Origin of the sequence: Streptomyces anthophorae, assembly GCF_049310305.1 — a bacterium.
Lineage (GTDB): Bacteria > Actinomycetota > Actinomycetes > Streptomycetales > Streptomycetaceae > Streptomyces.
On sequence record NZ_JBLWQQ010000001.1, the window covers coordinates 8,486,383 to 8,511,240 of the forward strand.

Here is a 24,858-nt window from a genome sequence, read left to right on the forward strand (position 1 = left end):
TGTGCAGGACTGTTGCATAACCTCACGGGCCTGGGAACCCTACGGGCGCGGGTATTTCGCAGAACTCCTGCGAATTGAGAGCCGAGCCCGGTTCCGGACGCCCCTACAGCCGCTCCACCGCACGGAACGCGGACAGCCGCGCGAGCAGTCGGCGGGCGGGTGGTGTCAGTTCGCCCACCGGCAGTGGCTCGCCGCCGTTCAAGCGGCCGATCAGGGCGGACAGTTCGCGTGTCGTCAGGCCGGTGCGGGTGATGTGCCCGCAGGCCGCGACCAGGCGGTGCCCTGCGGCCGACATCCACACCACGTGGTCCGTGGCCCGTACCGTGTCGTCGTCGGTGAAGTAGCCGGGCCGTGTGGGCGGCGGCACCGGGCGCAGGCCGCCGTCCGTGGCGTGCCGCAGCACCTCGTGGGCCAGGCGCCGGTGGAGCGGTGCTGGGCGCGTCTCCTGGCGCAGATGGTCGAGCGCGGCGGCGAGGGGCGGCGGGAGGGTGCCGGGCAGGTCGCCGACCCTCTCGGCGTCCGGTACGAGGGTGTCGGCCTCGCCCCAACTCCCCTGCGAGAAAGTCGGGGTGAGGTCGCGCGAGGGGGTGCGCGGCACGGAGATGTGCACGATCGTGGCGGGGGAGCGGGGCGGGTGGACGGTGTGTTCGTGGTCGGCGGGCCAGTAGAGCAGGTCGCCGGGGGCGGCCGTGGCCGACCAGTGCTGGTTCTCCGGTCCCGCGATGCGGATCCGCTGACGGCCCCGGAGGACGTAGAGGAACGTTGCTGCCCGGTGGCGGGACGGGGTGGTGTGCGGCGCGCCGGACGTCCCGTGGCACAGCGTCGTGCCGATGGGGGCGAGGGGCTGGCCGACCTCGGCCCACAGCGCGGTGAGGAAGGCCCGTTCTCTGGTCCACAGCGGATGGTGTCCCGCGTGCAGTTCCCGGACGACGAGGGCGAAGGGCGCGCCGCCCAGCTGCCGTTGGAGCCGGCGGTCGTAGGCGGCGAACGAGCCGTCCTCCGGTCGGGGCAGCAGATCGCCGGGGTCGGTGAGGCGGCGCGGCCCCACCGCGAACCGGACCCGTTCGCCGGACTCCGACGACGTGGTGTGGTGTGCGGCGGCGACGGCGCCCTCGAAGACCTCGTGGGGGTCGAAGGGCGCGGCGGCGTGGCCGGGGGTGCGGCTCGGGCGGAGCAGGACGGGCCGCCGGTCCCAGTGGTCCCGCGCGAGGCGTCGCCAGTCGACGGCCCGGTCGACGGGTCTGAGCACGTCGACCGGGGTGGCCGCGCCCGCCCTCATGGGTGCGGCTCCCGTGGTGTGGCGGCTGGTGTGACCGCGACGGCCCGAGCGCGGCACAGTTCGCGCAGCAGTCCGTGCAGGTGAGGGGAGCGGTCGGGGAGCCCCGACGCGCGGGCCAGGTCGGTGACGGTGGTGTCTTGATGTGTCGTGCGCAGACAGGCGAGTACGCGGTCGGCCGCACGGCCGTGCACCGGCCACACCAGCCCGTTCGCCGCCCACAGCGCGTCGTCCGGTCCGGTGGCGACCCGGATGATCTCGCTGACGCGCAGTAATCGGTGCCGGACGGTGAGGGGGACGGCGGGCCGTGGCGGCGGCGCCGGATCGAGGCCGGCCGCCGAGCGCAGCCCGGCCCAGCGGGCGAGCAGGTCGCCTTCGATGTCCGGGCCCGCGAGACGGTCCGTGAACAGGCTTGCCGCATCGGCGAGTTGGGCGGGGATCGTGAGTCGGCCGTCGGCCCGCGCGGGCAGCGGGTGGGGCAGGGCGGCCGGGGTGTCCGGGCGCGTGCCGCGTCTTCGTGCCGGCACACAGACCGCCTCCGTGACCAGCGGCAGCGCCGAGACGGCCCGGGCGGGCACGCTCACCCGCAGTGTCGTGCACGGCCCCGTACGGTGGTCGAGGTGCCGGCTCCCGGCGGGCCAGTGCATCAAGTCGCCTGCGGTGGCCCGGAGTTCGTACTCGGTGCCGGTGTGCTCGGGGCGCACCCGTACGGTCAGTTCGCCGTCGATGACCCAGGTGAGGGACGCGGAGCCGGGGTCGCCCGCCTCGGCGGCGGCCTGGTGCCGGTCGCCGACGGCCAGCTCCGCCGTCACCGGGACCGCGGGCCACCCGACGTACCGCCAGAGGCCCGCCAGCGCGTCCCGCACCCGCGACCAGGCCGAAAAGTCGCGGCACAGCGGGTCGGTGGCGGTCAGCAGCCATCCGTCGCCTTCGAGCGGTGCGGCGGAGGCGAGGCGTGCGACGTACCCGGCGAGGTCCCGGTCGGCCCGGCCGGGCAGCAGCGGTCCCGGCCGGTGCAGCACGCCGTCCGACGTGGTCAGGCGCAGAGGTTCGGGGTTCGGGCGCCCGGTCGTCGCGGTGTCCTCCGCCGTGGCCGCCGCGAGGAGGAGTGCGTGGGCGTCGGCCCGGTCGAGGCCCAGCGGTGGGGCGTCCGTGACGACGACCGGCTCTCTGGCCCAGTGTGTCTCGGCGAAGCGCCGCAGGGCGGGGCCGTGGGGCGCGGTCCTGCGGGCGGAGGGGGGCCTTGGCTTCATCGGGTGGGGGATCTCCTCGGTCCCACGTGGGGGTGGCGCCGGGTCGCGACCCTGCCAGAGGGCTTCCTGCTTCGTCAACGCTTTACGGAGAACCTGTGAACACCCGCGGGACGGGAGAGGTTGAGGGTGTCGTCCAGGGGGCGGTTGGCATCGAAAACGTGTGGATCCTGTGAAATGGCGGGTTCCGCCCTGCCGGAATACGGGCCTCCGTCCGATTTGGGCAGGCGGGGTGCATGGCATGGTGGGCGCGCTCGTTCAGATGTCCAAGAAAGGCCCCTCATGCCCCTCGCATTGTTCCGCCGGAAAGGCGCCGGTTCCGCAGGGCGTGGAGGAGGGCCCGTCCACTCCATGCCCGCGGGCGCCGGCGGCGTGCACTGTGAGGTGACCGACCCGTTCGGTCAGCCCATGCCGGGCGCCGAGGTCACCATCACGCACTCGCAGAGCGGGCGTGTCTCGGTGAAGGCCACGACCGACCCCTTCGGCCTGGTCTTCGTCACGCTGGAGCCTGGCCGCTACAGCGTGTTGATCGCGGCCGAGGGCCTGGAGCCGTTCCAGCAGACCGTCGAGGTCGCCGCGGGCGAGACCCTGCCGCTCACCGGCATCCAGCTGCACGTGGGCCGCTCGCCCGAGCTGCCGCAGCCCGGCACCTGGATGTTCGACCCGCCGCACACCGCGATCCGCTTCATCGCCAAGCACGTCGGCATGGCCCACGTCCACGGCCGCTTCACGCGCTTCGAGGGCGGCATCCAGATCGCGCCCGACATGGCGGACTCGCGCGTCGAGGTCCGCATCGACGCCTCGTCGATCACCACGGGCAACAACACCCGCGACAACCACCTGCGCTCCGCGGACTTCCTGGACGTCGAGAACTACCCCTACCTCCACTTCAGTTCGGACCGCTTCATCTACCGCGGCGGCTCCAAGTGGACCGTCCAGGGCGCCCTGACCATGCACGGTGTGAGCCGCACGGTCGACCTGGAGACCGGCTACCTCGGCGTCGTCAACGGCGGCTACGCGGAGGAGCTGCGCTGCGCCGCCCTCGCGACGGCGGAGCTGCACCGCGAGGACTACACCCTCAACTGGCGCACCATGCTGGCCAAGGGCATCGCCGTCGTCGGCCCCACGGTCAAGCTCGAAATGGACCTCCAGGCGATGTACCGCAGCGCGGACACGCCGACGCCGCCGGAGTAGGGGGGGCGGGGCTGCGCTTTCGGGGCCCGCTCTAGGCGTGGAATGTAGTGGTCGCCTCCAGTGCCGCCCGGCCTGCCGCGGCCCGGTTCACCGGTGCATTCTCGTCGGCGTAACCGAAGGAGATGCCCACGAGCAGCTTCCCCTCGTCCACTCCGAGGTGATCGCGGACGGTGTCGGCGTAGAAGCTGAGCAGGCCCTGCGGGCAACTGGCCACGCCGTAGCCGGTCATGGCCAGTAGCAGCGTCTGTAGGTAGGCGCCGACGTCGGCCGCCAGTCGAGGTCCGCCGTCGCCGGTGACGAACAGGAACGCGGCGTGGGGCGCCCCGTAGAAGCCCAGGCTCTCCGCGTCGTAGGCCGCGCGAGCCGGGTGGTCGTCGGGGCCGATGCCCAGCGCTCCGTACAGACCGGCGCCGAAGGCGGCCCGCCGTTCCTGGTGGACGGGGGCGTACATGTCCTCGGAGTAGGGGTAGTCGGCCGTGACGCGCCGCTCGGCGTGCGCCGTTCGCAGGGCGTCGGCCAGGCGGTCGCGCCGTGCGCCACCGACCACCTCGACCCGCCACGGCTGCGCGTTGGAATTGGACGGCGCGGCGCCGGCCAGGGAGAAGATCTCGCGCAGAGTGTCCTCGGGCACCGGGTCGGGACGGAACGCGCGGGTCGCGCGACGCCCGCGGATCAGCTGCTCGGCGTACTCCGACGTTCGCGTCCAGTCCGTCCGCGTCCCGCCGGTGGGCGCCTCGCTCGTGCGCGTCCGGGTGCAGGCCGGTCCGCTCATGGAACACTCCTCAGGATCGCTGAAGTAAACGCAATCGTTTACCTGGAGTCGCACTATAGGCAGTCACCCCCTCCGAAGTAAACGAGAACGTATACTTAAGTCATGACCACGGTGACGACGGCGACTCGGCGGCAGGGGCGCGGAGGGCGGGAGCGCATCCTGGCCGCCGCGGCCGGACTGTTCGCGGCCCAGGGGATCAACGCGACCGGCATGGAGCAGATCGCGGAGCGGGCGCCGGTGTCCAAGCGCACCCTCTACGCGCACTTCAGGACCAAGGACGAGCTGGTCCTCGCCCATCTCAAGGACCTCTCCTCGACGGGGCGCACCCTGGAGGGCGTGCTGGCACGCGAGGACATCCCTGCCAAGGAGCGAATCCTCGCGCTGTTCGACCCGCCCCCGACCGGCACGGATCCCGTGCGCGGATGCCCGTTCATCGACGCCGCCGCGGAGTTCCCCGACCCGCACAACGCGGTCCACTCCTACGCCCGCGAACAGAAGCTACTGATGGTGCGGCTGGTGATGGACCTGGTGGCGGAACTGGGCTGCCGCGAGCCCGCCGTCCTCGCCGAGCAACTCGTGACCCTCGCGGACGGCGCCGCCAGCCGCGCCATGGTGCTGGGCGATTCGAACTACGGGCGGCACGCGCGGGCAGCGGCGGAGACCCTCCTGGAAAACGCGCTGCCGACCGCGATCTGACAGGCCCCACCGGGTTGCTCGGTGTGCCTGGTACCCGATGCGAAGACAGCATGGAGCACGACACCGACGATGCCGGTGATGCGCATGCGTGTGCCCTCCCGCTCGGCGGGAGGGCACGGTGCGCGGGCGTCTACTTGTCGTCGTCGTTGCGCAGGGAGTCGCGGAGGCCTTCGGCCTTGTCGCGGACGTTCTCGACGCCTTCCTTGGCCTTGCCGCGGGCTTGGTCGGCCTGTCCTTCGGTCTTCATCCGGTCGTTGCCGGTGACCTTGCCGGTCATCTCCTTGGCCTTGCCCTTGGCCTTGTCCATGGCGCTGTTGTCGCCCATGACTGCTCCTTGCGTGGTCGAGCGGGGGATTGCTGCAACGGTATGAGCGCCCGGCGGGGGCCGCATCTTGTGCGGTCGCAGAGAGTGCGCCTACTCGAACACGACTTGCCGCTCGTTGAGCTCGTGGCCGTCGAGTTCCGGCTCAGCGGAACGCGGCGATGTTGCGAGCGACCCAGTCGCCGAAGGAGCGCGGAGCGCGGCCGAGGATCTGTTCCACCGCCGGGCTGGTGCGGAGTTCCGCGGGTGTCGGGGCCGAGATGATGTCCAGGGTGTCGTCCGCGAGTTCCGGTGGGACGGACCGGGTCATCGCGGTTTTGGCTTCCGCGCGGGTGAGTTCGTGGAAGCGGACCGGCGAGCCGAGTGCGTCGGCGATGGCCTGTGACTGCTGGCGGGGCGTGATCACCTCGGGGCCGGTCAGTTCGAAGATGCCGCCGGTGTGGCGGTCGTCCAGCAGGCAGGCCGCCGCGACCTCCGCGATGTCCGCCGGGTCGACGACCGGAACCCCGACGTCGCCGAAGGGTGCGGCGACCGTGCCGCGCGTGCGGACGGACTCCGCCCACGCGAGGGCGTTGGAGGCGAACCCGCCCGGTCGCAGGACGGCCCAGTCCGGGCCGGACCGGCCCAGCGCTTCCTCCAGCGCACGCATCGCGATCCGCGACGGGCCGAGCGGCCTGGTCGCCACGCCCTGCGAGGACAGCAGGACGACTCGGTGGACCCCACGGGCAGCGGCCAGGTCGATGATGTCCGCCGGCCTGGCCCCGGACGCGTGCAGGTCGCCCGACAGGAGGAGGAACAGCGCCTTGGCCCCGTTCAGGGCGGGGAGGAGGCTCTGTGGATCGGTCAAGTCCGCCGACGCGTGCCGGGCACCGTCCGGCACGGCCGCCGCTCGTCGTGACACCGCCGTCACCTGCTCGCCCGCCTCGACCAGCGCCTGCGTCAAAGGCCGGCCCACGTTCCCGGTAGCCCCGGTCACCACGATCATGTTCAGCTCCTAGTCCGTTGTGTGCTCAGGCAGTTGACGCTAGGAGGCGGGCTTACTTTTCGTAAGAACATACCTGGAGGTAAGCTCCGGCCATGAAGGTAGGCGCGCAGTTGACGCAGGCCGATTCGGGCAAGCGGTATGACGTGTTTCACACCGACTGCCCTGCCCGTGACGTGGTCGACCACGTGACCAGCAGGTGGGGCATCTGGGTGCTGATCTCCTTGCGGAGTGCCGACCTTCGGTTCCACGAGCTGCGCGACAGCATCCAGGGCATCAGCGAGAAGATGCTCGCTCAGACGCTGCGCGCACTCGTCCAGGACGACCTGGTCTGGCGGAAGGTCGAGCCGACGACCCCGCCCCAAGTCACGTACGGGCTGACCGGGTTCGGTCGGGACGTCGGCGCGCCGCTGACGGACTTGTTCGACCGCATCACGGAGCGGCTGGCCGCGGACGGGTCCGAGCGCCCGTAGAGGTGACCGTCGGATGCGCCTTGAATACGGAGCGCGACGTCGGAATACTGAGAATGTGGCAACCGATCCTCCAGATCGTTCCGCCTTCAGTGATGTCATCGGCCCCTGGGCGGACGCCGGAGCCGAGCGCGAGCGTCAGGCCGATGAGCGGGAGCGCCAGGCCGACGCGCGCGAGGAGGCCGCCGACGAGCGTGAGGCCACCGCTGACCAGCGCGAGGCCGGCGCCGACGAGCGCGAAAGGGATCTGAACGCCCGGGAGGCGCTCTCGGACCGGCAGGCCCGCATCGTCGGCGAGGCGGCCCCCAGCCTGCTCCAGCGTTCGCAGGAAGCGAGCGAAAGGGCGCGGGCCCTGCTCGCGGCGAGCCACGCCCGGATGGCGCGCGCCGACGCCAATGTCGCTCGCGCGGAGGCCCGCAAAGCTCGCGAGGACTGGGCGATCCAGCAGGAGATCGCCACGTCGGACCGGTTGCTCGACGTCGAGTCGGTGTCGCGCCAGGACAACCTGGACATCTATGTGCAGCAGCAGAACGCGCGGTACCTCACGGCCGCCGCCAGGCTGGCCGACGCGTACGACATGCTGGCCCGGCATCACGAGCGTCTCGCACAGAGTGACGGATCGGCCGCCGAGGAGCACCGCACCCGGTCCCGTCAAGCCCGCCAGATGGCGCTGCACATCCGTACCGCGGCCCACCGGGCCGCCTATCCGGAGCACGCTGCTCCGCCCCGTGAGCCGCCTCCCGACGCCCACCCCGCCCCGTGACGAGGAGGCGTCCGCCCCCGCGGCCCGAAGCGTGCGCGGCGGCCGGCGCGGCGCACGCTCCGGATCGCGGCCGGATGTCCTCTATGGAAGGGTTGTGGGTGAAACGCCCCACCCCTTCCCGGGAGGTCCCATGTCCTCGAAGCGTCGTCGGAAGAAGAAGGCGCGCCGCAAGCACGCGGCGAATCACGGCTCTCGTCCGCAGTCCTGACTGCGGGGACGGCCGGGAGGTGGGGTCACGCGCGCTGCGCGACCCCGCCGCCGATGGCGGCCGCCCACTCCGTGACCAGCGTCTCGTACTCGGCGCGGTCCTCGGGGTTCAGTTGCCCACCCGTGCGCGCCCACAGGTCACGAATCTGCTCGTTGACCACGTCGGCGGACCGTACGGTGCGTGGGGCTCGGATGGCGGACATGTGAAAGAGAGTAGGGGATCCGTACGCCTATTCGCTGCGGTCCGTCACGTGGCTATCGCCATGTGTGAGTTTCGTCATGCCTGTCGGCGTGATGACACCTGTCCCGCCCAAGTCGCCCGTACCCGTACGTCACTTCAGTTCTTGCGGCCCACCGCCCCGTACATCGGCACAGGGGAACCGTCCCGGTCCTCGTCGACGGCCAACTCCGGGTGCCAGTCGGGCAGCCAGACCACGCCGGGGTCCACGATCTCGAGTCCGGAGCCCGTGAAGAACTTCGTCATCTCCTCGTGCGTGCGCGGCGCGAGCGTGACCCCGCCGGCCGCGTACATGTCGATCGCCTGCTGGGTGCGCGAGGGATCGTAGTCCGCGGCCACATGGGACAGGACCAGATGACTGCCCGTAGGCAGGGCGTCCACGAACGTGCGCACGATGTCGTACGCGCCCTGGTCGTCCGGGATGAAGTGCAGCAGCGCGATCAGCGACACCGCGATCGGGCGCTCGAAGTCCAGGATCTCCCGCGCCAGTTCGATGATCCGGCCCGGTTCGCGGGCATCGGCCTGGACGTAACGGGTCACGCCCTCCGGAGTGCCGCGCAGCAGCGCCTCCGCGTGCCGCAGCACGATCGGGTCGTTGTCGACGTAGACGACGCTCGCCTCGGGGGCCGCGAGTTGGGCGATGCGGTGCAGGTTCGGCTCGGTCGGGATGCCGGTGCCGATGTCGAGGAACTGGGTGACGCCGCCGCGCGCCGCGAGCATCCGCGTCGCGCGGTGCATGAACCAGCGATTGTGCCGCGCCGCGTACTTGGCGGTCGCCTCCAGTGTGGTGATCTGGCGGCCGAGTTCCTCGTCCACCGGGTAGTTGTCCTTGCCGCCGAGGTACCAGTCGTACACGCGCGCCGGGTGCGGCCTGCTGGTGTCGATGCGCGGTGGAGTGGGGGACGTGTCGGGCGTCGAGGGCATGGGTGGCTGCAACTCCCTTGTCGACCGGGCATGTTCGATCGTGTGCACGAGCATCCTGCCGTATGTGGGCGAAGTGTGCGCCCGCTATCGGCGAGGATGGTGGGTCGTAGTGGAATCCGAGACTGGAGCACCGCGCATGAGTGACGTCCCCCAGCGTCCCGCACGCCTCGACATCTCCCGGGCCACGCTCGCCGACTGGCCGGTGATCCGCGGCTGGGCCGCCGACGAGGGCTGGAACCCCGGTGTGGCCGACGGGGTCAGCTTCTTCGCCCAGGATCCCGACGGGTTCTTCCTCGGCCGGATCGACGGCGAACCGGTGTCCGCCGTGTCCGTCGTCAACTACGGCGACGCGTACGCCTTCTTGGGCTGCTATCTCGTACGGCCCGACCTGCGCGGCCTCGGGTATGGGATCGCGACCTGGCAGGCGGGGCTCGCGCACGCGGGCGGGCGCACCGTCGGGCTCGACGGCGTCGTCGCCCAGCAGGGCAACTACCGCAAGTCGGGCTTCGAACTCGCCCACCGCACCGTCCGGTTCACCGGGGTCGCGAGCGGCGGCGCGGGCGCGCACGCCGACGGCGTCGTGCCCGTCGAAGGGGACCTCGCGCCCCTCCTCGCGTACGACGGCGGGTGCTGTCCGGCGGACCGGCCCCGTTTCCTGGAGTCCTGGCTGACCACGGAGGGGCATGTGGTCCGCGCCCGCGTCGTCGGCGGGCGCGTCACCGGGTACGGCGTGCTGCGCGAGGCGTACGACATGCCGCGGATCGGGCCGCTGTTCGCGGACACGCCCGAGGACGCGCGCGCCCTGTTCGACGCGCTCGCTCCGGTGGGGCGGCCGGTCGGCCTCGATGTGCCTGCGTCGAACCCGGCGGCCGTCGCCCTCGCCGAGGCGCGGGGCCTGGAGCCGGGGTTCGAGACGGCCCGGATGTACACGGGGCCCGTGCGCAAGTTCGCGGAGGAGCGGGTCTTCGGTGTGACGACTCTTGAGCTGGGGTGAGGCGGGGCAGTACGCGCCGATTCAGGGCCGTGCCTGCTCCGGCTAGGAATCCGGCTTCTGGTCCTCGAACGTCCCGTGCCGCCCCGCTCCCGCCGCGAACCGGCCCGCGCCCTCCAGCGCCCCGCCCAGTACGTCCATCCCGTAGCGGAGTTCGGTGTCCATCGCCGCCGCCTCGTCCCGGCCGTGCTGCTCGCGCAGGGACGCCCGGTCGCTGCGCAGACAGTCCTGCGGGAAGGCGGCGATCTGCGCGGCCAGTTCCTGCGCCGCCGCACGGGAACCACCGGGTGGGGCGAGACGGTTCGCGAGGCCGATCTCGTACGCCTCCCGCGCCTGGACGGGGCGGCCGGTCAGGATCAGGTCGCTCGCGCGGCTCTCGCCGATGAGGCGAGGGAGGCGGACCGTGCCGCCGTCGATGAGCGGCACGCCCCAGCGGCGGCAGAAGACGCCGAACACCGCGTCCTCCTCGGCGACCCGCAGATCGCACCAGAGGGCGAGTTCGAGGCCGCCCGCCACCGCGTGACCGGCCACGGCCGCGATCACCGGCTTGGTCAGGCGCAGGCGGGTCGGGCCCATCGGCCCGTCCCCGTCCTCCGCCACCCGGTTGCCCCGCTCCGTGCCGATCGCCTTGAGGTCGGCGCCCGCGCAGAACGTGCCGCCCTCGCCCCACAGGACGGCGACCCGCGCCGACTCGTCCGCCTCGAACGCGCGGAAGGCGTCGGCCAGTCGCTCCGCCGTCGGCCCGTCGACCGCGTTGCGGGCCTCGGGGCGGGACAGGACGACCGTGGTGACCGGACCTTCGCGTTCCACGCGGACGGGCGACGGCGACATGGAGGGAACCTTTCGTCTCGACGGGCCGGTGGGCCTGCCGCTAGCTGACGGTGAGCTTCAGCTTGGCATCCGCCGTCGAACTGTTCCCGACGTACAGCTCGAACGACCCCTCCTCGACGCGGAATTCGCCACGGGAGTCGTTCGTCCAGAAGCCCAGGTCCTCCGCGCCGAGCTGGAAACGGACGGTCGTCGACGCGCCCTTGTCCAGGGTGACCCGCTTGAACCCGCGCAGCCTGCGCACCGGTTGGGTCAGCGAGGCCGCCACGTCGCGCACGTACAGCTGCGCGACCTCGTCGCCGGAGCGCGAGCCCGTGTTGCGGACCTCCACCGACACCTCGAACGTGTCGCCCTTGCGCAGGGCGGCCGCCGGGATCGAGGAGCGGCTCAGCTTCGGCGTGCCGAACGCGAACGTGGTGTAGCTGAGGCCGTGGCCGAAGGGGAACTGCGGCGTGGGCGGCAGATCCAGGTACTTCGACGTGTACTTGTTGTCCTTGTCGTACGGGCGGCCCGTCGACTCGTGGTTGTAGTGGATCGGGATCTGGCCGGTCGTGCGCGGGAAGGACACCGGGAGCTTGCCGCCCGGGTTCACCGTGCCGAACAGGACGTCCGCGATCGCGTTGCCCGCCTCGATTCCGGGATGCCACGCCTCCAGGACGGCCGGCGCGCTGTCCAGCCAGTCGCCGACGGTGAACGGACGGCCGCCCACCAGGACCACGACGAACGGCTTGCCGGTATCGGCGATCGCCGCGATCAGCTTCTCCTGCGCGCCCGGCAGCGAGATGTCGCTGCGGGCCGCCGCCTCGCCGCTCATCGACGGCGGTTCGCCGACGACCACGACCGTGACGTCCGCCGCCTTCGCGGCGGCCACCGCGTCGGGGATGCCGCTGGTGTCCTTGCCCTCCGGGTCGACGCCGCGCGCGTACCTGACCTTGGCGCCGGGAGCCGCCTTCTTGACCGCGTCGAGCACCTTCACCGAGGGGAACTTCTCGGCCGACGCGGGCACCACCCACGTACCGAGCAGGTCCGAGGAGTCGCCGAACGGGCCCACCACGGCGATGGACGCGGCCGACTTCTTCAGCGGGAGCGCGCCCTGCTCGTTCTTCAGCAGCACCATCGAGCGGGACGCCGCCGTGCGCGCGGCCTCGCGGGCGTCGGCCGAGGGCTCGTCGATCGCCTTCGACTCCTGCACGTACGGGTCGTCGAACAGGCCGAGTTCGTACTTGAGGCGGAGCACGCGGGCCACCGCGTCGTCGATCCGGCGCTCCTCGATCCTCCCCGCGCGCACCAGCTTCTTGCCGTTGCTGAGGAGGTTGGTGCTGGTCATCTCCATGTCGACGCCGGCGTTGAGGGCGAGCCGCGCCGCGTCCGCGCCGTCCTCGGCGAAGCCGTGCGCGATCAGCTCCTGCACGCCCGTGTAGTCGCTGACGACCAGCCCGTCGAACGCCCACTCCTTCTTGAGGATGTCGGTGAGCGTGTGCGGATTGCCGTGCGCCGGGACGCCGCTGATGGTGTTGAAGGAGGCCATCACCGTGGCGACGCCCGCGTCCAACGCCGCCTTGAACGGCGGGAGATAGAGGTTGCGCAGGCGGGACTCGGAGACGTCGACCGTGTTGTAGTCGCGGCCGCCCTCCGCGCCCCCGTACGCCACGAAGTGCTTCGCGCACGCGGCGACGGTGTCCTTCGAGCCGTACCCGGAGCCCTGGTAGCCCTTGACCTTGGCCGCCGCGAACTTCGCGGTCAGGTACGGGTCCTCGCCGTTGCCCTCGGCGATGCGGCCCCAGCGCGGCTCGTGGGTGACGTCCATCATCGGGGCGAACGTCCAGTGCACGCCGTTGGAGCGGGCCTCCTTGGCCGACACCTCGGCGTCCGAGCGGGCCACGTCCGGGTCGAAGCTGGACGCCTGGGCGAGCGGGATCGGGAAGTTGGTCCAGAAGCCGTGGATGACGTCGAGGCCGAACAGCAGCGGGATGCCGAGCCGGGACTCCTCGACGGCGAGGCGCTGCAACTCGTTCGTGGTCTTGGCGCCGAAGATGCTGAACACCGAACCGACCCGGCCGGCGCGCGCCGCGTCCTCGACCGCCTTCGTCGTGCCGGAGCCCGGATTGAGGTCGTAGGACCAGGGGAGCTGCTGGAGCTGGCCCAGCTTCTCTTCGAGAGTCATACGCGCGAGGAGGCTTCGGACCTTGGCCTCGTGGCGCGCGGGCGGTGCGGCGGTGTCGGTCGTGGCCGCGTATGCGGTGGCGGTCTGGCTGGTGGTGATGGCGCCCGCGCCTGCGGTGACACCGATCGCGGACAGCAGGGTACGTCTGCGCAGCTCCGGCATGCCTTCGCTTCCCGATCGTACGGGGCCCACAACTCGTGTAATGGGCACAAGAATTGAAGCGAAGTTACGTTCCGGTTACTCAAGGGTCAAGAGGTGCGACCGGGGTGTCGGATCCATCTGCCGGAACTCCGCCACGCGCTCCGCCGCCCAGCTCTCGAAGGTGCGCCCGCGGCGGCCCAGGATGCGCTCCAGGTCGGGGGAGACGGGCGTCGGCGTCTCCACGCACGAGGCGAAGTAGCGCAGCAGGGAGTCGGCCATGTCCCTGGTCATCCACGGGCTGGCCAGCATGGCGTCGAGGGCGGCGGCGCGGGGGATCTCCTCGTAGTGCAGCGGGCGCCCGAGGGCGGCGCCGAGGATGCGGACCTGCTCCGCGAAGCTCAGTGGCTCGGGCCCGGTCAGCACCGGCGCCTCGCCTGAGGCGATCGCTCCGGTCAGGGCGCGGGCGGCGACGGCCGCGATGTCCTCCTCGTGGACGGGGGCGGTGACGGCGTCGGCGTAGGGGCCAACGACCGTGTCGCCGGTCCTGATCTGGCCGATCCACTGCCGGGCGTTGGCGGCGAAGGCGTCGGGCCGCAGATGGACGTACTCGGGGGCGGTGGACTCGGCGGCGGCCTCCAGCTCGCGGTGCCGGTTGGCGACGGCGTGCCGGCGGTCGCCGGACAGGACGGACGAGGAGGACAGCGTGACCACCCGTGTCACTCCCGCGCTCTTCGCGGCGTCGAGCAGGGACCGCCCGTCGTCCCACACGGCCGCCGGGTTCACGAACAGGGCAGTGACGCCGCTCAGGTCGGGATGTGCGCTGTCGCAGGGTTCGACGCCCGCGGGGAAGCGGGCGGTGTGCGGGGTGCGGGTGAGGGCGCGCACGGGGTGGCCGGTGGCGGCGAGCTCCGCCACGAGAGGGCGGCCCACGGTGCCGGTGGCTGCGGTGACGAGGATCAAGGTTCGCTCCGTTCGAGGTGAGGACCCCAGATTCAACCACCTGGATGAATATGTCAACCAACCGGTTGATTGACGCGGTGGCCTGCGTCGATACCCTGGTTCCCATGAACCAGCCCACCCGCCGCAGGGCCGCAGACACCGCACGTGCCGCCTCCGGTGACTCCCGGACCCGACTGCTGGAGTCCGCGAAGGACGTCTTCGCCGAGAAGGGGTACGCCGGGGCCCGGGTGCAGGAGATCGCCGACCGGGCGGGTGTCAACAAGCAGCTGATCAACTACTACTTCGGTGGCAAGAGCGGGATCTACGCCGAACTCGGCCGCGCGTGGCTGAGGAGCGAGGCCGAGCTCCAGGACCCCGGACTCCCGTACGACGAGCTCGTGCTGCGCTATCTGCGCGGCAACTTCGCGGACCCGCGGGGCGTACGCCTGGAGGCGTGGTCGGAGCTGACGGGGCGCCCCGATGTGCCCGAACTCGCCGAGGAGGACCTCTCCGACATCGAACGCAGGCAGGCCGAGGGCGAGCTGACCGACGCGCTCAGTCCGGCCATGGTCATGCTGCTGTCCCAGGCGCTGGTCATGGCCCCGCACCTGATGCCGGACACGGTGCGGCGGATCTTCGGCGGCGACCCGGCGGACCCGGACTTCCAGCGCGACTACGCCGAACAACTGGGGCGGGTGCTGCGCCTGTTGAGGGCGTGACACAAGGACGTCCTCGCCGATTCCTTGACCTCAAGATTGGTTGAGGTTCTAACGTCATCGGCATGAGCATGGAGACCACAGCCTGGACGCAGCTGCACAGCGTCATGAATGCCCAGGACGGCGGGCCCAAGGGCCGTCCCTTCGCCCGCGCGACCCTGCGCAGGATCGCCGCCTTCGCTCGGCCGCACCGGCGTCGCATCGCCCAGTTCGTGTTCCTGAGCATCCTCACCGCGCTGCTCGCCGTGGCGACGCCGATGCTCGCGGGCACGGTGGTCAACGCGATCGTCGGCGGCCACGACGAGGGCCACGTCATCCGGCTCGCCCTCCTCATCGCGGTCATCGCGCTCGCGGAGGCGGGCCTCGGGCTGCTGGCCCGCTGGCTCTCGGCGAACCTCGGCGAGAGCCTCATCCTCGACCTGCGCACGGCCGTCTTCGACCACGTGCAGCGCATGCCCGTCGCCTTCTTCACCAGGACCCGCACGGGAGCCCTGGTCAGCCGTCTCAACAACGACGTGATCGGCGCGCAGCGCGCCTTCAGCAACACGCTGTCCGGTGTGGTCGGGAACGTGGTCACGCTGATCCTGACCCTGGCCGTCATGCTGACGCTGTCCTGGCAGATCACGCTGCTCGCGCTCGTCCTCCTGCCGGTCTTCGTGCTCCCCGCCCGCCGCATGGGCTCCCGCATGGCCCGCCTCCAGCGCGAGGCCGCCGCGCACAACGCGGCCATGGGGACGCGGATGACCGAGCGGTTCTCCGCGCCGGGCGCCACGCTGATCAAGCTGTTCGGGCGGCCGGGCGACGAGTCGGCCGAGTTCGCGGAGCGCGCGCGGCGGGTCCGGGACATCGGCGTGCGCACCGCCATGGCGCAGTCGGCGTTCATCACCGCGCTCACCCTCGTCTCCGCCCTCGCGCTTGCCCTGGTGTACGGGCTCGGCGGCTACTTCGCGCTGACCGGCACCCTGAAGGCGGGCGCCGTCGTCTCCCTGGCGCTGCTGCTGACCCGCCTGTACGCGCCGCTGACCTCGCTCGCCGGTGCCCGCGTCGAGGTCATGAGCGCGCTCGTCAGCTTCGAGCGGGTCTTCGAAGTGCTGGATCTCAAGCCGCTCATCGAGGAGAAGCCCGACGCCCGGGAGATCCCGGAGGGCCCGGTCGCCGTCGAGTTCGACGACGTGCGCTTCGGCTACCCGTCCGCCGACAAGGTCTCGCTGGCCTCCCTGGAGGAGGTCGCCTCCCTCGACACCCGCGGCGGCGCCGAGGTGCTGCACGGCGTCTCCTTCCGGGCCGAACCCGGTCAGACGGTCGCGCTCGTCGGCTCGTCCGGAGCCGGCAAGTCCACCATCGCGTCGCTGCTGCCGCGGCTCTACGACACCGATGGCGGGGCCGTCCGCATCGGCGGCCTCGACGTACGCGACACCAGCGCTGCCTCGCTGCGCGCCACGCTCGGCATGGTCACCCAGGACGGGCACCTCTTCCACGACAGCATCCGCGCGAATCTGCTGCTCGCCCGCCCCGAAGCGAGCGAGAGCGACCTGTGGGACGTGCTGACCCGCGCCCGGCTCGACGCCCTCGTCCGCGAGCTGCCGGACGGCCTGGACACGGTCGTCGGCGAACGCGGCTACCGCCTCTCCGGCGGGGAGCGGCAGCGCATGACCATCGCCCGGCTGCTCCTGGCCCGCCAGCGCGTCGTCATCCTCGACGAGGCCACCGCGCACCTGGACAACACGTCGGAGGCGGCAGTGCAGGAGGCTCTCGCCGAGGCCCTGGAGGGGCGGACGGCGGTCGTCATCGCCCACCGTCTGTCCACGATCCGCTCCGCGGACCAGATCCTCGTGGTGGAGGACGGGCGGGTCGTGGAGCGGGGGACGCACGAGGAACTGGTGGTCCGGGACGGCCGCTATGCGGAGCTGTACCGAACGCAGTTCGGCGGAGTCGGGGACGAGGTCGCGGAAGCGGCGTGAGGGCCACGGTCACGGTTGCGCGGCACCGGGGGCCGCCTTGCCCACCCTGCCGCCCAAGGCTCGGTCGGCAATATCAAGCCCCGCCGGCGTTTGAGGCGCGGGGTCCGGGGCGGAGCCCCATGACGTAGGGACGGTGCCGGGTGAAGGCAACTCGACCGTGGCAACGGCCAGTTGACCGCTCCCGCCGCAACGTGACCGCGGGTTACCCTGATCGCATGCTGGTGGGTCGTACAGCGGAATGCGCGCGCCTCGCGGACCTCATCGACGGCGCGCGCACCGGTCACAGCGCCGCCCTGGTCGTCCGCGGCGAGGCGGGCATCGGGAAGACCAGCCTGCTCGAGTACGCCGAGTCCGTCGCCCACGATCTCACCCGGCTGCACACACAGGGCATCGAGGCCGAGAGCGAACTGCCGTACGTGGGGCTCGCGGACCTGTTCCGCCCGGTCACCGACCATCTGGACCGGATCCCCGAACGGCAGGCGGCCGCCCTGACCGGTGCGCTGGCCCTCGGTCCGGCCGTCGCGCAGGACCGGTTCGCGGTCGCCGCCGGAACGCTCAGCCTGCTGGGCGCGATCAGCGAGTCAGGTCCTGTCCTGGTCGTCGTCGACGACGCGCAGTGGCTCGACCCGTACTCCCTGGACGCCCTCGCCTTCGCGACCCGCCGCCTGGGCCGGGAGGGCGTGGTCGCCCTCTTCGCCACCCGTGACAGCGACGAGACCGCGTCCCGCCTCGCGCCCGTGGAATCCCTGAGCCTCCAGGGGCTCGACGCGGGGGCGGCCCGCGAACTCGTCGCCGAGGAGGCCGCCCAGCCGCTGGCGCCGCACGACGTCCAGTGGCTGCTTTCCGAGGCCCGCGGCAATCCGCTCGCCCTCGTCGAACTGCCCGCCCTCCTCGCCCACGGCGGCCACCGGCCCGACAGCGGCGCTCCACTGCCCATCGGCGACATCCTCGCCCGCACCTTCCACAGCGCCATCACCAGGCTCCCGGACGCCACCCGGGACGCCATGCTGCTGCTCGCCGTCCTCGGCCCCCGCCCGCTCGCCGGGACCGAACGGGTGCTGCGCGCCCACGAGTTGACCTACGCGGACCTCGAACCGGCCGAGCGGGCCGGCCTGATGACCGTGGAGGAAGGCGCGTACGTCTTCCGCCACCCGCTCGTCCGCTCCGGCGTCTATCACGGGGCGAGCGCCGTCCGCCGCTGGCGCGCCCACCGCACCGTCGCGCGGGCCCTCCAGGGTGCCCGCGCCCCCGCCGCGCTCGAACGCTACGCCTGGCACCTGTCCGAATCGGGCGCCGACCCCGACGAGGACGTCGCCGCCGCGCTCGCGAAGGCGGCCTCCGGCGGCCCCGCGAGCCTCACCTTCCCGCTCGCCGCCCGCCTGTACGCGCACGCCGCCCGCTTCACGCCCGACGACGAGGGCAAGGCGCGGCGCCTGCTCGCCGCCGCCCGCGCCGCCCAGGCCGCCGGTTCCCTGGACGAGGCCGCCGACCTTCTGGACCGCGCCCTGGAGCACGCCGCCCACGAGCGCACCCGCCTGGACCTGCGCCAACTGCGCTGCTACGTCGACATCCAGCGCGGCCGCCCCGCCCGCGCGCGCGAGCAGCTGCGGTCCGCCGTCGACGAGGCCCGGCGCGTCGACCCGGTGCTCGCCGCCGTCATGCTCGGCGGTATCACCCTGACCGAACTCGCCATCGGCGACCTCACGGCGGCCCGCGCCACCTCGGCGGAGTCGATGCAGCTCGTGGACGCGTTCGGCGACGCGGCGGCGGCCCTGCCCGTACGCCTGCTGCACGCGCTCGTCGAACTCCTCGGCGGCGACGCGGAAGAGGGCCGCGACCTGCTCCACGAGCTCGAAAAGCCGCTGGCCGCACCGGACCTGTCCTTCCCGTACCCGGTATCGGGTGTCGGCGGCCTGTGCTACCTGGCCACGGAGGAACTGGACCAGGGCCATGCCCTGCTCGACCGCGCGGTGCACGCCGCCCGCTCCTCCAGCACCGTCGGCCTGCTCGCCCATCTCCTCGGCACGCTCTCCGTCGTCGAGTTCTGGCGCGGCGAATGGAACGCCTCGCTCGCCCACGCCGACGAGTCCGCCCGGCTCGGCGAGGACACCGGACGCGTCATCGAGGTGTGCCGCGCACTGGCGGCGCAGGCCCGCACGGAAGCCGTCCTGGGCAGGGAGGCGGACTGCCGCACCCACGAGGCGCAGTGCCGCTCCCTGTCCGCGGCCGCCGAACTCCCCATGGACGCGGCGCGCGCGCGTGGCGCGCTCGGCCTCCTCGAACTCGGCCTCGGCCACTACGAGGAGGCGGCGTCCCACCTGGAAGAGGTGCGCGCCTTCTCCCTCGCCAACGGCCGCGGCGACGGCCTCTACCTCTCCTGGGCCGCCGACCTCGCCGAGGCCTACGTCCACCTGCACCGCACCGACGAGGCGTACGAGGTGCTGCGCGTCCTGGAGCACGAGGCGGGCCGCGGGAAGCGCCCCATCACGGCGGCCGCCGCCGCCCGCTGCCGGGGCATGCTCGAACCGGCCTATGTCGAACGGCACATGGACCGCGCGCTGGCCCATCTCGGCGACGTCCAGGCCCCGTTCGAGCGGGGCCGCACCGACTTCGCGTGCGGTGAGCTGCTGCGCCGGCTCGGCCGCCGCAGCGAGGCGCGGCGCCGGCTTCAGCGCGCCCTCACCACGTTCGAACGGCTCGGCGCGGCCGGCTGGGCGTCCCGCGCCGCCGCCGAACTGCACGCCGCGGGCGGCGACCGCGTCGATGCGGGCCCCACGCCCTTGGACGGACTGACACCTCAAGAACTCCGAGTGGCCCTGGCGGTCGGCCGCGGTGTCACCAACCACGAAGCGGCCGAGCAGCTCTTCCTCAGCGTCAAGACGGTCGAGTTCCACCTCGGCAACATCTACCGGAAGCTGGAGGGGGTGCACCGAAGGGCCCAACTCGTGCGCCTGCTCAGCGAGTCGGCGCATCCCTGAGGCGTTCGCGGGACGCGCACAGACAGTGGGGGTGCCCGCGCCGGGCACCCCCCGTCCCCCGTATCCCCCGTGGGTTCCCCGTTGTTCCCCCGTCGGATCCCCCGTGTCGAAAGCCCCCGTGTGCTTTCGTGTCTCCACGATGGACCCGGCCGGGCCCCTGGGCCACGGGGAAAACCCTGGGATCGGGGGCCAGGGGCCTACGACGAACGGTGTAGACGCGGCGAAGGCGCAGGTCACGCCGGGGCGGCCGAGGCGTCGTACCCGTAGATCCACCCACTGCGCAGCAGGGGGTCCGCGTCCCCGAGCGCCGCGTCCCGTGCCCGCTGCTCCGCTCCGTCGGGGAGGTGGTTGGACTCGGCGCGGGCGTGGCTCACCTGCTGGAGGCGGGTGGTGCGGGGGAGGCGTTCCGACTCGTAGTGGGCGAGGGCCAGGTCGAGGGCGTCGGTGTGCGCGGCGAGGCAGCGGGCCAGGACCGCCGCGTCCTCCAGCGCCTGTGCCGCGCCCTGGCCGTAGAACGGGAACATGGGATGCGCGGCGTCACCGAGCAGCGTCATCCGGCCGCGGGTCCACGTGGGCAGCGGCGGGCGGTCGTAGAGGGCCCAACGGCCCGGAACGGAACCGGAGGTGACGAGCGCGGTCACCCGCTCGTCCCAGTCGGCGAACTCCGCGTGGAACTCCTCGACCGTGGCTGTCGCGCTCCACGACTCCGCCGTGTCGTCCGTCGCCGGGGCGAACGCGACCACGTTGACCGCGGCGCCGCCGGAGATCGGGTAGTGCACGAGATGGTGATCGGGGCCGAGCCACAGCGTCTGCGCGCGGCGCAGGGCGAAGGCGGGGGCCGCGGACGCGGGGACCATCGCGCGGAAGGCGCACAGGCCGGAGAAACGGGGGCGTTCCGGTTCGGCGACCGCCTCGCGGACCACGGAGTGCATGCCGTCCGCGCCGATCACCAGGTCGGCGTCGGCGCGGGTCCCGTCGGCGAAGGTCAGCCGCACCCCGTCGGCGGTCGGCTCGACCCGCGTGCAGCGGGCGGCGAGGCGCACCGACGCGTCCGGCACCGCCGAGCGGAGGGCGTCGAGGAGCTGGGCGCGGTGCGTGGTGTACGTGCGCTCCCCGTAGAGGCGCTCGCACTCCCCGTCCAGACGCTCCACGGACAGTACGGTGCCGTCCTGCCAGCGGCGGAACTCCCAGCCCCAGTCGAGCGGTACGGCCCGGCGCAGCGCGGAGTCCGCCACGCCCAGCGCCCGCAGCGGCCGCACCGCGTTCGGGGCGAGGAGCAGACCGGCGCCGACCTCGGTGAGCGCGGCCGCCTGTTCGTGGACGGTCGCGGTCAGCCCCGCGCGGTGCAGGAAGGCCGCGGCGGCCATGCCGCCGATCCCGCCGCCCACGATCGCGATCCGCGGCCCCGTCCGCTGCCTGTCGCGCACTGGTTCCTCCCCGGACTGCGTCGCGTGCGTCGGCCGGGCTTCAGCATGGCGCGTCGGGGCGGTCCGCGGTCAGGTGTTCTGCTGGAGTGCCTTGAACTGCTCGAACCAGACGTTGCGGCCGAGGGTGCCGCCCGCGCCCGCCCGCACGGTCCGGTTGGCGTACAGCGGGTTGAGGATCCACGGCATCTTGCCGGCGCCCCAGCCCGTGGCCATCGACTCGATCTGTAGGCCACCGTAGGTCGCCACCGCCAGTTTCCCGGTGTCGCGGAAGGCCTTCATCTGCTCGGTGAGGTAGTTCCTGCTGCTGTCGAACCACTGGGTCATGGAGACGAAGTCGTTCCACTTCTGCTGCGGGAACGGCTGCTCGATGGCGGCTCCGATCACCTGCCAGACCTTGCGGGCCGGGTCCACGTCGTAGCGCTTGGCGAACGCGGGGGAGACCGGGTCGTTCATGTGCGCCTTCCAGAACTGCACCAGGGAGAACTCGGTGGCGAGGAACTTCTGGTCCGGACGCAGCGTGGGCACCACGTAGTTGACGTACTTGGCGGCGTTCTGCAACGACGTGACGTGCGGGTGGATGTCGACGCCCGCGATCTCGGGCGTCTTGTTGACGAACCGCAGCCACCGCTCGGTCGCGGGCGTGCGGCCCTCGGGGCTGTCGAGGTTGTTGAGCGCGCCCATGTAGAGGCTGGTTCCGGAGCCCGCGCCGCCGTGCTGCTCGCGGTAGTCGATGACGTGGCGGGCCAGCGTCTCGTAGAAGACGTTGAGGGTCTTGTCGCGCTCTTCCTTGAGCGTCTCCAGGAACGGCTCGTTGCCGATCGTGAGGATGTCGACCTTGCCGACGACGGCGGCGAGAACCCGGTCCACGAGGGCCAGCAGGTCCTTCAGCTCGGGGCTGCCCGGCGTGGGGAGCGGGCCCTTCGTAGGCCCGAGCGCGTAGGGGAACTTGAGCGAGAGGATCGTCTTGCGGCCGTCGCCGTGCGCGGTCAGCAGGGCCTTGATCGCGCGCTGCTGCGTGACGTCTCCGTCGAGGTCGCCGGGCGTCACCGGGACGAAGCCGCGCACCCAGGTGGCCGAGAGCGCTTGCAGTTGGGCGGCGCCGAGGCCCGTGGGGTCCTCGTTGAAGTTCACACCGAGGGCGCCGTCGGGCCCGCCGCCCGGGGTGTCGCCGGCGGCGGCCCTGCCCTCGACCGAGTCGGAGGCCGACTTCGACGGCGCGGCTTTCGCGTCCGACTTCTTGGCGCCGGATGATTTGGCATCGGTCGACGGCGAACACGCGGCGGTCAGGAGTGCGGCGCCCGAGACGCTCAGGAGCATGCGGCGGGAGGTGGTGTGGCGAGTCACTGCTGTCCGTTTCTGTGGGGGATCGCTGTCCACTGCCCGGCCACCGTAGACACGAATGTGTGAGCGATTGTGGCGCTGTGACAGCCCCGCGACATCATCCGGACACCACCAGAACCCCGTTCACACAAGTTTCAACAGATGTGACCGGGGTCCTGGCCGCGGGCGTGGTGTGCCTCAGGCGCGGGCCTCCACCGCCGGGGCCGAACCGGGCAGCGGGCGCCGCGCGGACTCCGCCGCGAAGTAGGCGGCCACGGCGCCGATGGCGCCCGCCGCCATCAGGTAGTACCCGGGCACATTGACGTCGCCGGTGGCCTCCACCAGCAGCGCGTTGACGACGGCGGTCGTGCCGCCGAACAGCGAGACCGAGATGTTGAACGCGATCGACAGACCGCCGTAGCGGATGTCCGTCGGGAACAGCGCCGGGAGCGTGGAGGGGATGGTGCTGTTGAAGCAGAGCAGCATCAGTGACATCAGGATCAGGCCGGAGAAGACCGACACCAGGGTGTTCTGCCTGATCAGCAGCACCGAAGGGACGCCGAGCACGATCAGCATGCCGCAGCCGAAGTACAGCACGGGCTTGCGCCCGATGCGGTCCGAGAGCCGGCCGACGAAGGTGATGAGCAGCATGCCGATCGCGAGGACCGATATCTCCAGGAGCTGCGCCCAGGTGGGGCTCACCGACGGGGCGAACGTGTCGATGTACTCCAGCATGTACGTCGTGAGCATGTAGTTGGTGACGTTGAAGACGAGCACCAGCCCCATGCAGATCAGCATCGGGCGCCAGTGGTCGGTGAAGACCCGCTTGATCTCCTTGAGCGTCTGCTTGCCCTCACGGCCCTCCTGCTTGGCGGCGGCGGCCTTGAACGCGGGGGTGTCCTCCAGCTTGAGGCGGAGGTAGAGCCCGATGATGCCGATCGGTCCTGAGATCAGGAACGGGATGCGCCAGCCCCAGGACAGCAGGTCCTCGTGCGACATGACGCCCGGCAGCTGGATGACGAGTCCTGCGATGCCGCCCAGGAGGTAGCCGGTGAGCGTGCCGAACTCCAGCCAGCTGCCGAGGAATCCGCGCTTCTTGTCGGGGGCGTACTCGGCGATGAACGTCATCGCGCCGCCGTACTCGCCGCCGGTCGAGAAGCCCTGGACGAGGCGGGCGAGCAGCATGAGCAGCGGGGCGGCGGGGCCCCACGTCGCGTAGCCGGGGATGAACGCGATCACGAACGTGCCGATGGCCATCATGATGACCGTGATCGACAGCACCTTGGTGCGGCCGATCCGGTCGCCGAGCGGGCCGAAGAACATGCCGCCGAGCGGGCGCACCAGGAAGGCGACCGCGAACAGGCCGAGGGTGCCGATGGTGCCGACGGTCCGGCTCGCGCCGGTGAAGAACACCGCGGTGAGTACAGGCGTCAGATTGGCGAAGACGCCGAAGTCGAACCACTCGGTGATGTTTCCGATGGCTGCGGCGCCGACGGCCCGCCTGGTCACCTTGGGGTCGGTCACCAATGTCTCGCCGGCCGGGCCCGCCTTGGTATCGGGAAGCTCGGAAACGGTGTGCGCGGCTGGCACGTACTACTCCTCAGGATTGCGCGGTACTGCGGGTGGGACGCCCGCACAGGGGCTTGGGGTCGATCCAGTGAACGGGGAGGTGCTGTCCGTGCCGGCGTGCGGTGCGGCGGGTCTCCAGGACGAGGCCGGCCGCCGGGAAGACGAGCAGGGCGAGCGCCGAGGCGACCAGGGCCGTCGCGGTCGCGGGGGAACTCACCGGCGCGAGCAGTGCCGTGGCGAGAACCGGGAGGCCGAGGCCCAGGCGGGTGGCGGCGGGAGTGTGCACGCCGAGGGCGGCGCTCGCTCCTGCGCGGCCGAGCCCGTGCCCGCATCCGGCGAAGGCGGCGGCGCCCAGCGTCGGCCAGCTCGACGTTCCCGCCGTCAGCGACAGCGCGGCCAGGCTCACCAGCAGCGCGGTGAGGCCGGCGAACCGCGCGCAGCGGCCGCCGACTTCGGCGGCGAGCGGCTGCGCGAGTGCCGAGCAGACGAGAACGGTTAGCGGTACACCGCAGACGACGGCCGGATCGCTCCGGCCCGAGACGATCAGGACGGCGGGAACGACGGCGAGAAACAGCCCCGCCGTGGCCCAGGCGAGAAAACGGACGGCCGAGACCGTGACGAGCAAGGCGCGCATCCCCGTCGGGATCCGCTGATTCCGGCGCAGGGAAGGACTCTTGGACAACACCCGGGAAGGGTGCCACCCATGACTCATCGACACAATTGCGCGATC

The 24,858-nt window shown here is 71.9% G+C and carries 23 protein-coding genes; 9 read left to right on the plus strand and 14 right to left on the minus strand.

From position 1 onward, the window contains the following. Positions 1–103: 103 nt before the first annotated feature. Positions 104–1,279 (minus strand): hypothetical protein, encoded by a 1,176-nt coding sequence (locus tag ACNYS0_RS38645; protein ID WP_422480842.1) that lies wholly within the window; start codon positions 1,277–1,279, stop codon positions 104–106. Further along, complete coding sequence (locus ACNYS0_RS38650) at positions 1,276–2,529, minus strand: hypothetical protein (protein ID WP_422480844.1); 1,254 nt, start codon at positions 2,527–2,529, stop codon at positions 1,276–1,278. The genes ACNYS0_RS38645 and ACNYS0_RS38650 overlap by 4 nt, the downstream gene beginning before the upstream one ends. A 279-nt stretch (positions 2,530–2,808) precedes the next feature. Between ACNYS0_RS38650 and ACNYS0_RS38655 the strand changes: the two genes are divergently transcribed. Then, on the plus strand, positions 2,809–3,720 hold the full coding sequence (locus tag ACNYS0_RS38655) for a YceI family protein (RefSeq protein WP_422480846.1): 912 nt from the start codon (positions 2,809–2,811) through the stop codon (positions 3,718–3,720). A 31-nt stretch (positions 3,721–3,751) separates the two neighbouring features. Here the strand turns inward: ACNYS0_RS38655 and ACNYS0_RS38660 are convergent, their stop codons facing one another. Continuing rightward, positions 3,752–4,492 carry a nitroreductase gene (locus ACNYS0_RS38660; protein WP_422480848.1) on the minus strand — a complete coding sequence of 247 codons (741 nt, stop codon included), beginning with the start codon at positions 4,490–4,492 and terminating at the stop codon, positions 3,752–3,754. A 102-nt stretch (positions 4,493–4,594) separates the two neighbouring features. On the opposite strand from ACNYS0_RS38660, the gene ACNYS0_RS38665 reads away from it, so the two are divergent. Next, on the plus strand, positions 4,595–5,188 hold the full coding sequence (locus ACNYS0_RS38665) for a TetR/AcrR family transcriptional regulator (protein WP_422480850.1): 594 nt from the start codon (positions 4,595–4,597) through the stop codon (positions 5,186–5,188). 130 nt (positions 5,189–5,318) lie between these two features. Here the strand turns inward: ACNYS0_RS38665 and ACNYS0_RS38670 are convergent, their stop codons facing one another. Next, positions 5,319–5,513, minus strand: a complete 195-nt coding sequence (locus ACNYS0_RS38670) for a CsbD family protein (RefSeq protein WP_422480852.1) — start codon at positions 5,511–5,513, stop codon at positions 5,319–5,321. Between the two features lie 142 nt (positions 5,514–5,655). Continuing rightward, positions 5,656–6,495 carry an SDR family oxidoreductase gene (locus ACNYS0_RS38675; RefSeq protein WP_422480854.1) on the minus strand — a complete coding sequence of 280 codons (840 nt, stop codon included), beginning with the start codon at positions 6,493–6,495 and terminating at the stop codon, positions 5,656–5,658. 92 nt (positions 6,496–6,587) lie between these two features. Between ACNYS0_RS38675 and ACNYS0_RS38680 the strand changes: the two genes are divergently transcribed. The 3 genes from ACNYS0_RS38680 to ACNYS0_RS44200 all read left to right on the plus strand — a co-directional run bounded on the left by ACNYS0_RS38680 (position 6,588) and on the right by ACNYS0_RS44200 (position 7,933). Next, positions 6,588–6,965 (plus strand): winged helix-turn-helix transcriptional regulator, encoded by a 378-nt coding sequence (locus tag ACNYS0_RS38680; RefSeq protein WP_422480856.1) that lies wholly within the window; start codon positions 6,588–6,590, stop codon positions 6,963–6,965. A 55-nt stretch (positions 6,966–7,020) separates the two neighbouring features. Continuing rightward, positions 7,021–7,725, plus strand: coding sequence for a coiled-coil domain-containing protein (locus ACNYS0_RS38685; protein WP_422480858.1), 705 nt, complete (start codon positions 7,021–7,023; stop codon positions 7,723–7,725). A 130-nt stretch (positions 7,726–7,855) separates the two neighbouring features. Beyond that, positions 7,856–7,933, plus strand: a complete 78-nt coding sequence (locus ACNYS0_RS44200) for a 50S ribosomal protein bL37 (RefSeq protein ID WP_466231358.1) — start codon at positions 7,856–7,858, stop codon at positions 7,931–7,933. A gap of 25 nt (positions 7,934–7,958) precedes the next feature. Here the strand turns inward: ACNYS0_RS44200 and ACNYS0_RS38690 are convergent, their stop codons facing one another. Together ACNYS0_RS38690 and ACNYS0_RS38695 are read right to left on the minus strand one after the other, a co-directional pair. Next, positions 7,959–8,135 (minus strand): hypothetical protein, encoded by a 177-nt coding sequence (locus ACNYS0_RS38690; protein WP_422480860.1) that lies wholly within the window; start codon positions 8,133–8,135, stop codon positions 7,959–7,961. A 134-nt stretch (positions 8,136–8,269) separates the two neighbouring features. After that, on the minus strand, positions 8,270–9,094 hold the full coding sequence (locus ACNYS0_RS38695) for an SAM-dependent methyltransferase (RefSeq protein ID WP_422480862.1): 825 nt from the start codon (positions 9,092–9,094) through the stop codon (positions 8,270–8,272). 136 nt (positions 9,095–9,230) lie between these two features. Between ACNYS0_RS38695 and ACNYS0_RS38700 the strand changes: the two genes are divergently transcribed. Further along, positions 9,231–10,088 carry a GNAT family N-acetyltransferase gene (locus ACNYS0_RS38700; protein ID WP_422480864.1) on the plus strand — a complete coding sequence of 286 codons (858 nt, stop codon included), beginning with the start codon at positions 9,231–9,233 and terminating at the stop codon, positions 10,086–10,088. Between the two features lie 42 nt (positions 10,089–10,130). On the opposite strand, the gene ACNYS0_RS38705 is transcribed toward ACNYS0_RS38700, so the two are convergent. The 3 genes from ACNYS0_RS38705 to ACNYS0_RS38715 form a co-directional block, all read right to left on the minus strand. Further along, entirely contained in the window at positions 10,131–10,916 is a 786-nt protein-coding gene (locus ACNYS0_RS38705; RefSeq protein WP_422480866.1) for a crotonase/enoyl-CoA hydratase family protein, read from the minus strand. Positions 10,917–10,956: 40 nt separating this feature from the next. Then, a complete protein-coding gene (locus ACNYS0_RS38710) occupies positions 10,957–13,239 on the minus strand; it encodes a glycoside hydrolase family 3 N-terminal domain-containing protein (protein WP_422480867.1) in 2,283 nt (760 codons plus the stop codon). A gap of 75 nt (positions 13,240–13,314) precedes the next feature. Then, positions 13,315–14,178, minus strand: a complete 864-nt coding sequence (locus tag ACNYS0_RS38715) for an NmrA family NAD(P)-binding protein (RefSeq protein WP_422480869.1) — start codon at positions 14,176–14,178, stop codon at positions 13,315–13,317. A gap of 104 nt (positions 14,179–14,282) precedes the next feature. On the opposite strand from ACNYS0_RS38715, the gene ACNYS0_RS38720 reads away from it, so the two are divergent. The 3 genes from ACNYS0_RS38720 to ACNYS0_RS38730 all read left to right on the plus strand — a co-directional run bounded on the left by ACNYS0_RS38720 (position 14,283) and on the right by ACNYS0_RS38730 (position 19,812). After that, positions 14,283–14,876, plus strand: a complete 594-nt coding sequence (locus ACNYS0_RS38720; protein ID WP_422480871.1) for a TetR/AcrR family transcriptional regulator — start codon at positions 14,283–14,285, stop codon at positions 14,874–14,876. Positions 14,877–14,938: 62 nt separating this feature from the next. Next, positions 14,939–16,834 (plus strand): ABC transporter ATP-binding protein, encoded by a 1,896-nt coding sequence (locus ACNYS0_RS38725; RefSeq protein ID WP_422480873.1) that lies wholly within the window; start codon positions 14,939–14,941, stop codon positions 16,832–16,834. Positions 16,835–17,049: 215 nt separating this feature from the next. Next, positions 17,050–19,812: a helix-turn-helix transcriptional regulator gene (locus ACNYS0_RS38730; RefSeq protein ID WP_422480875.1), complete on the plus strand. Its 2,763-nt coding sequence runs from the start codon at positions 17,050–17,052 to the stop codon at positions 19,810–19,812. Between the two features lie 233 nt (positions 19,813–20,045). On the opposite strand, the gene ACNYS0_RS38735 is transcribed toward ACNYS0_RS38730, so the two are convergent. The 4 genes from ACNYS0_RS38735 to ACNYS0_RS38750 all read right to left on the minus strand — a co-directional run bounded on the left by ACNYS0_RS38735 (position 20,046) and on the right by ACNYS0_RS38750 (position 24,762). Then, positions 20,046–21,239 (minus strand): FAD-dependent monooxygenase, encoded by a 1,194-nt coding sequence (locus ACNYS0_RS38735; RefSeq protein ID WP_422480877.1) that lies wholly within the window; start codon positions 21,237–21,239, stop codon positions 20,046–20,048. Between the two features lie 69 nt (positions 21,240–21,308). Continuing rightward, positions 21,309–22,583, minus strand: coding sequence for a hypothetical protein (locus tag ACNYS0_RS38740; RefSeq protein ID WP_422480879.1), 1,275 nt, complete (start codon positions 22,581–22,583; stop codon positions 21,309–21,311). A 174-nt stretch (positions 22,584–22,757) separates the two neighbouring features. Further along, on the minus strand, positions 22,758–24,149 hold the full coding sequence (locus ACNYS0_RS38745) for an MFS transporter (protein WP_422480881.1): 1,392 nt from the start codon (positions 24,147–24,149) through the stop codon (positions 22,758–22,760). Between the two features lie 10 nt (positions 24,150–24,159). Continuing rightward, positions 24,160–24,762: a hypothetical protein gene (locus ACNYS0_RS38750; protein ID WP_422480883.1), complete on the minus strand. Its 603-nt coding sequence runs from the start codon at positions 24,760–24,762 to the stop codon at positions 24,160–24,162. Between the last annotated feature and the right edge of the window lie 96 nt (positions 24,763–24,858).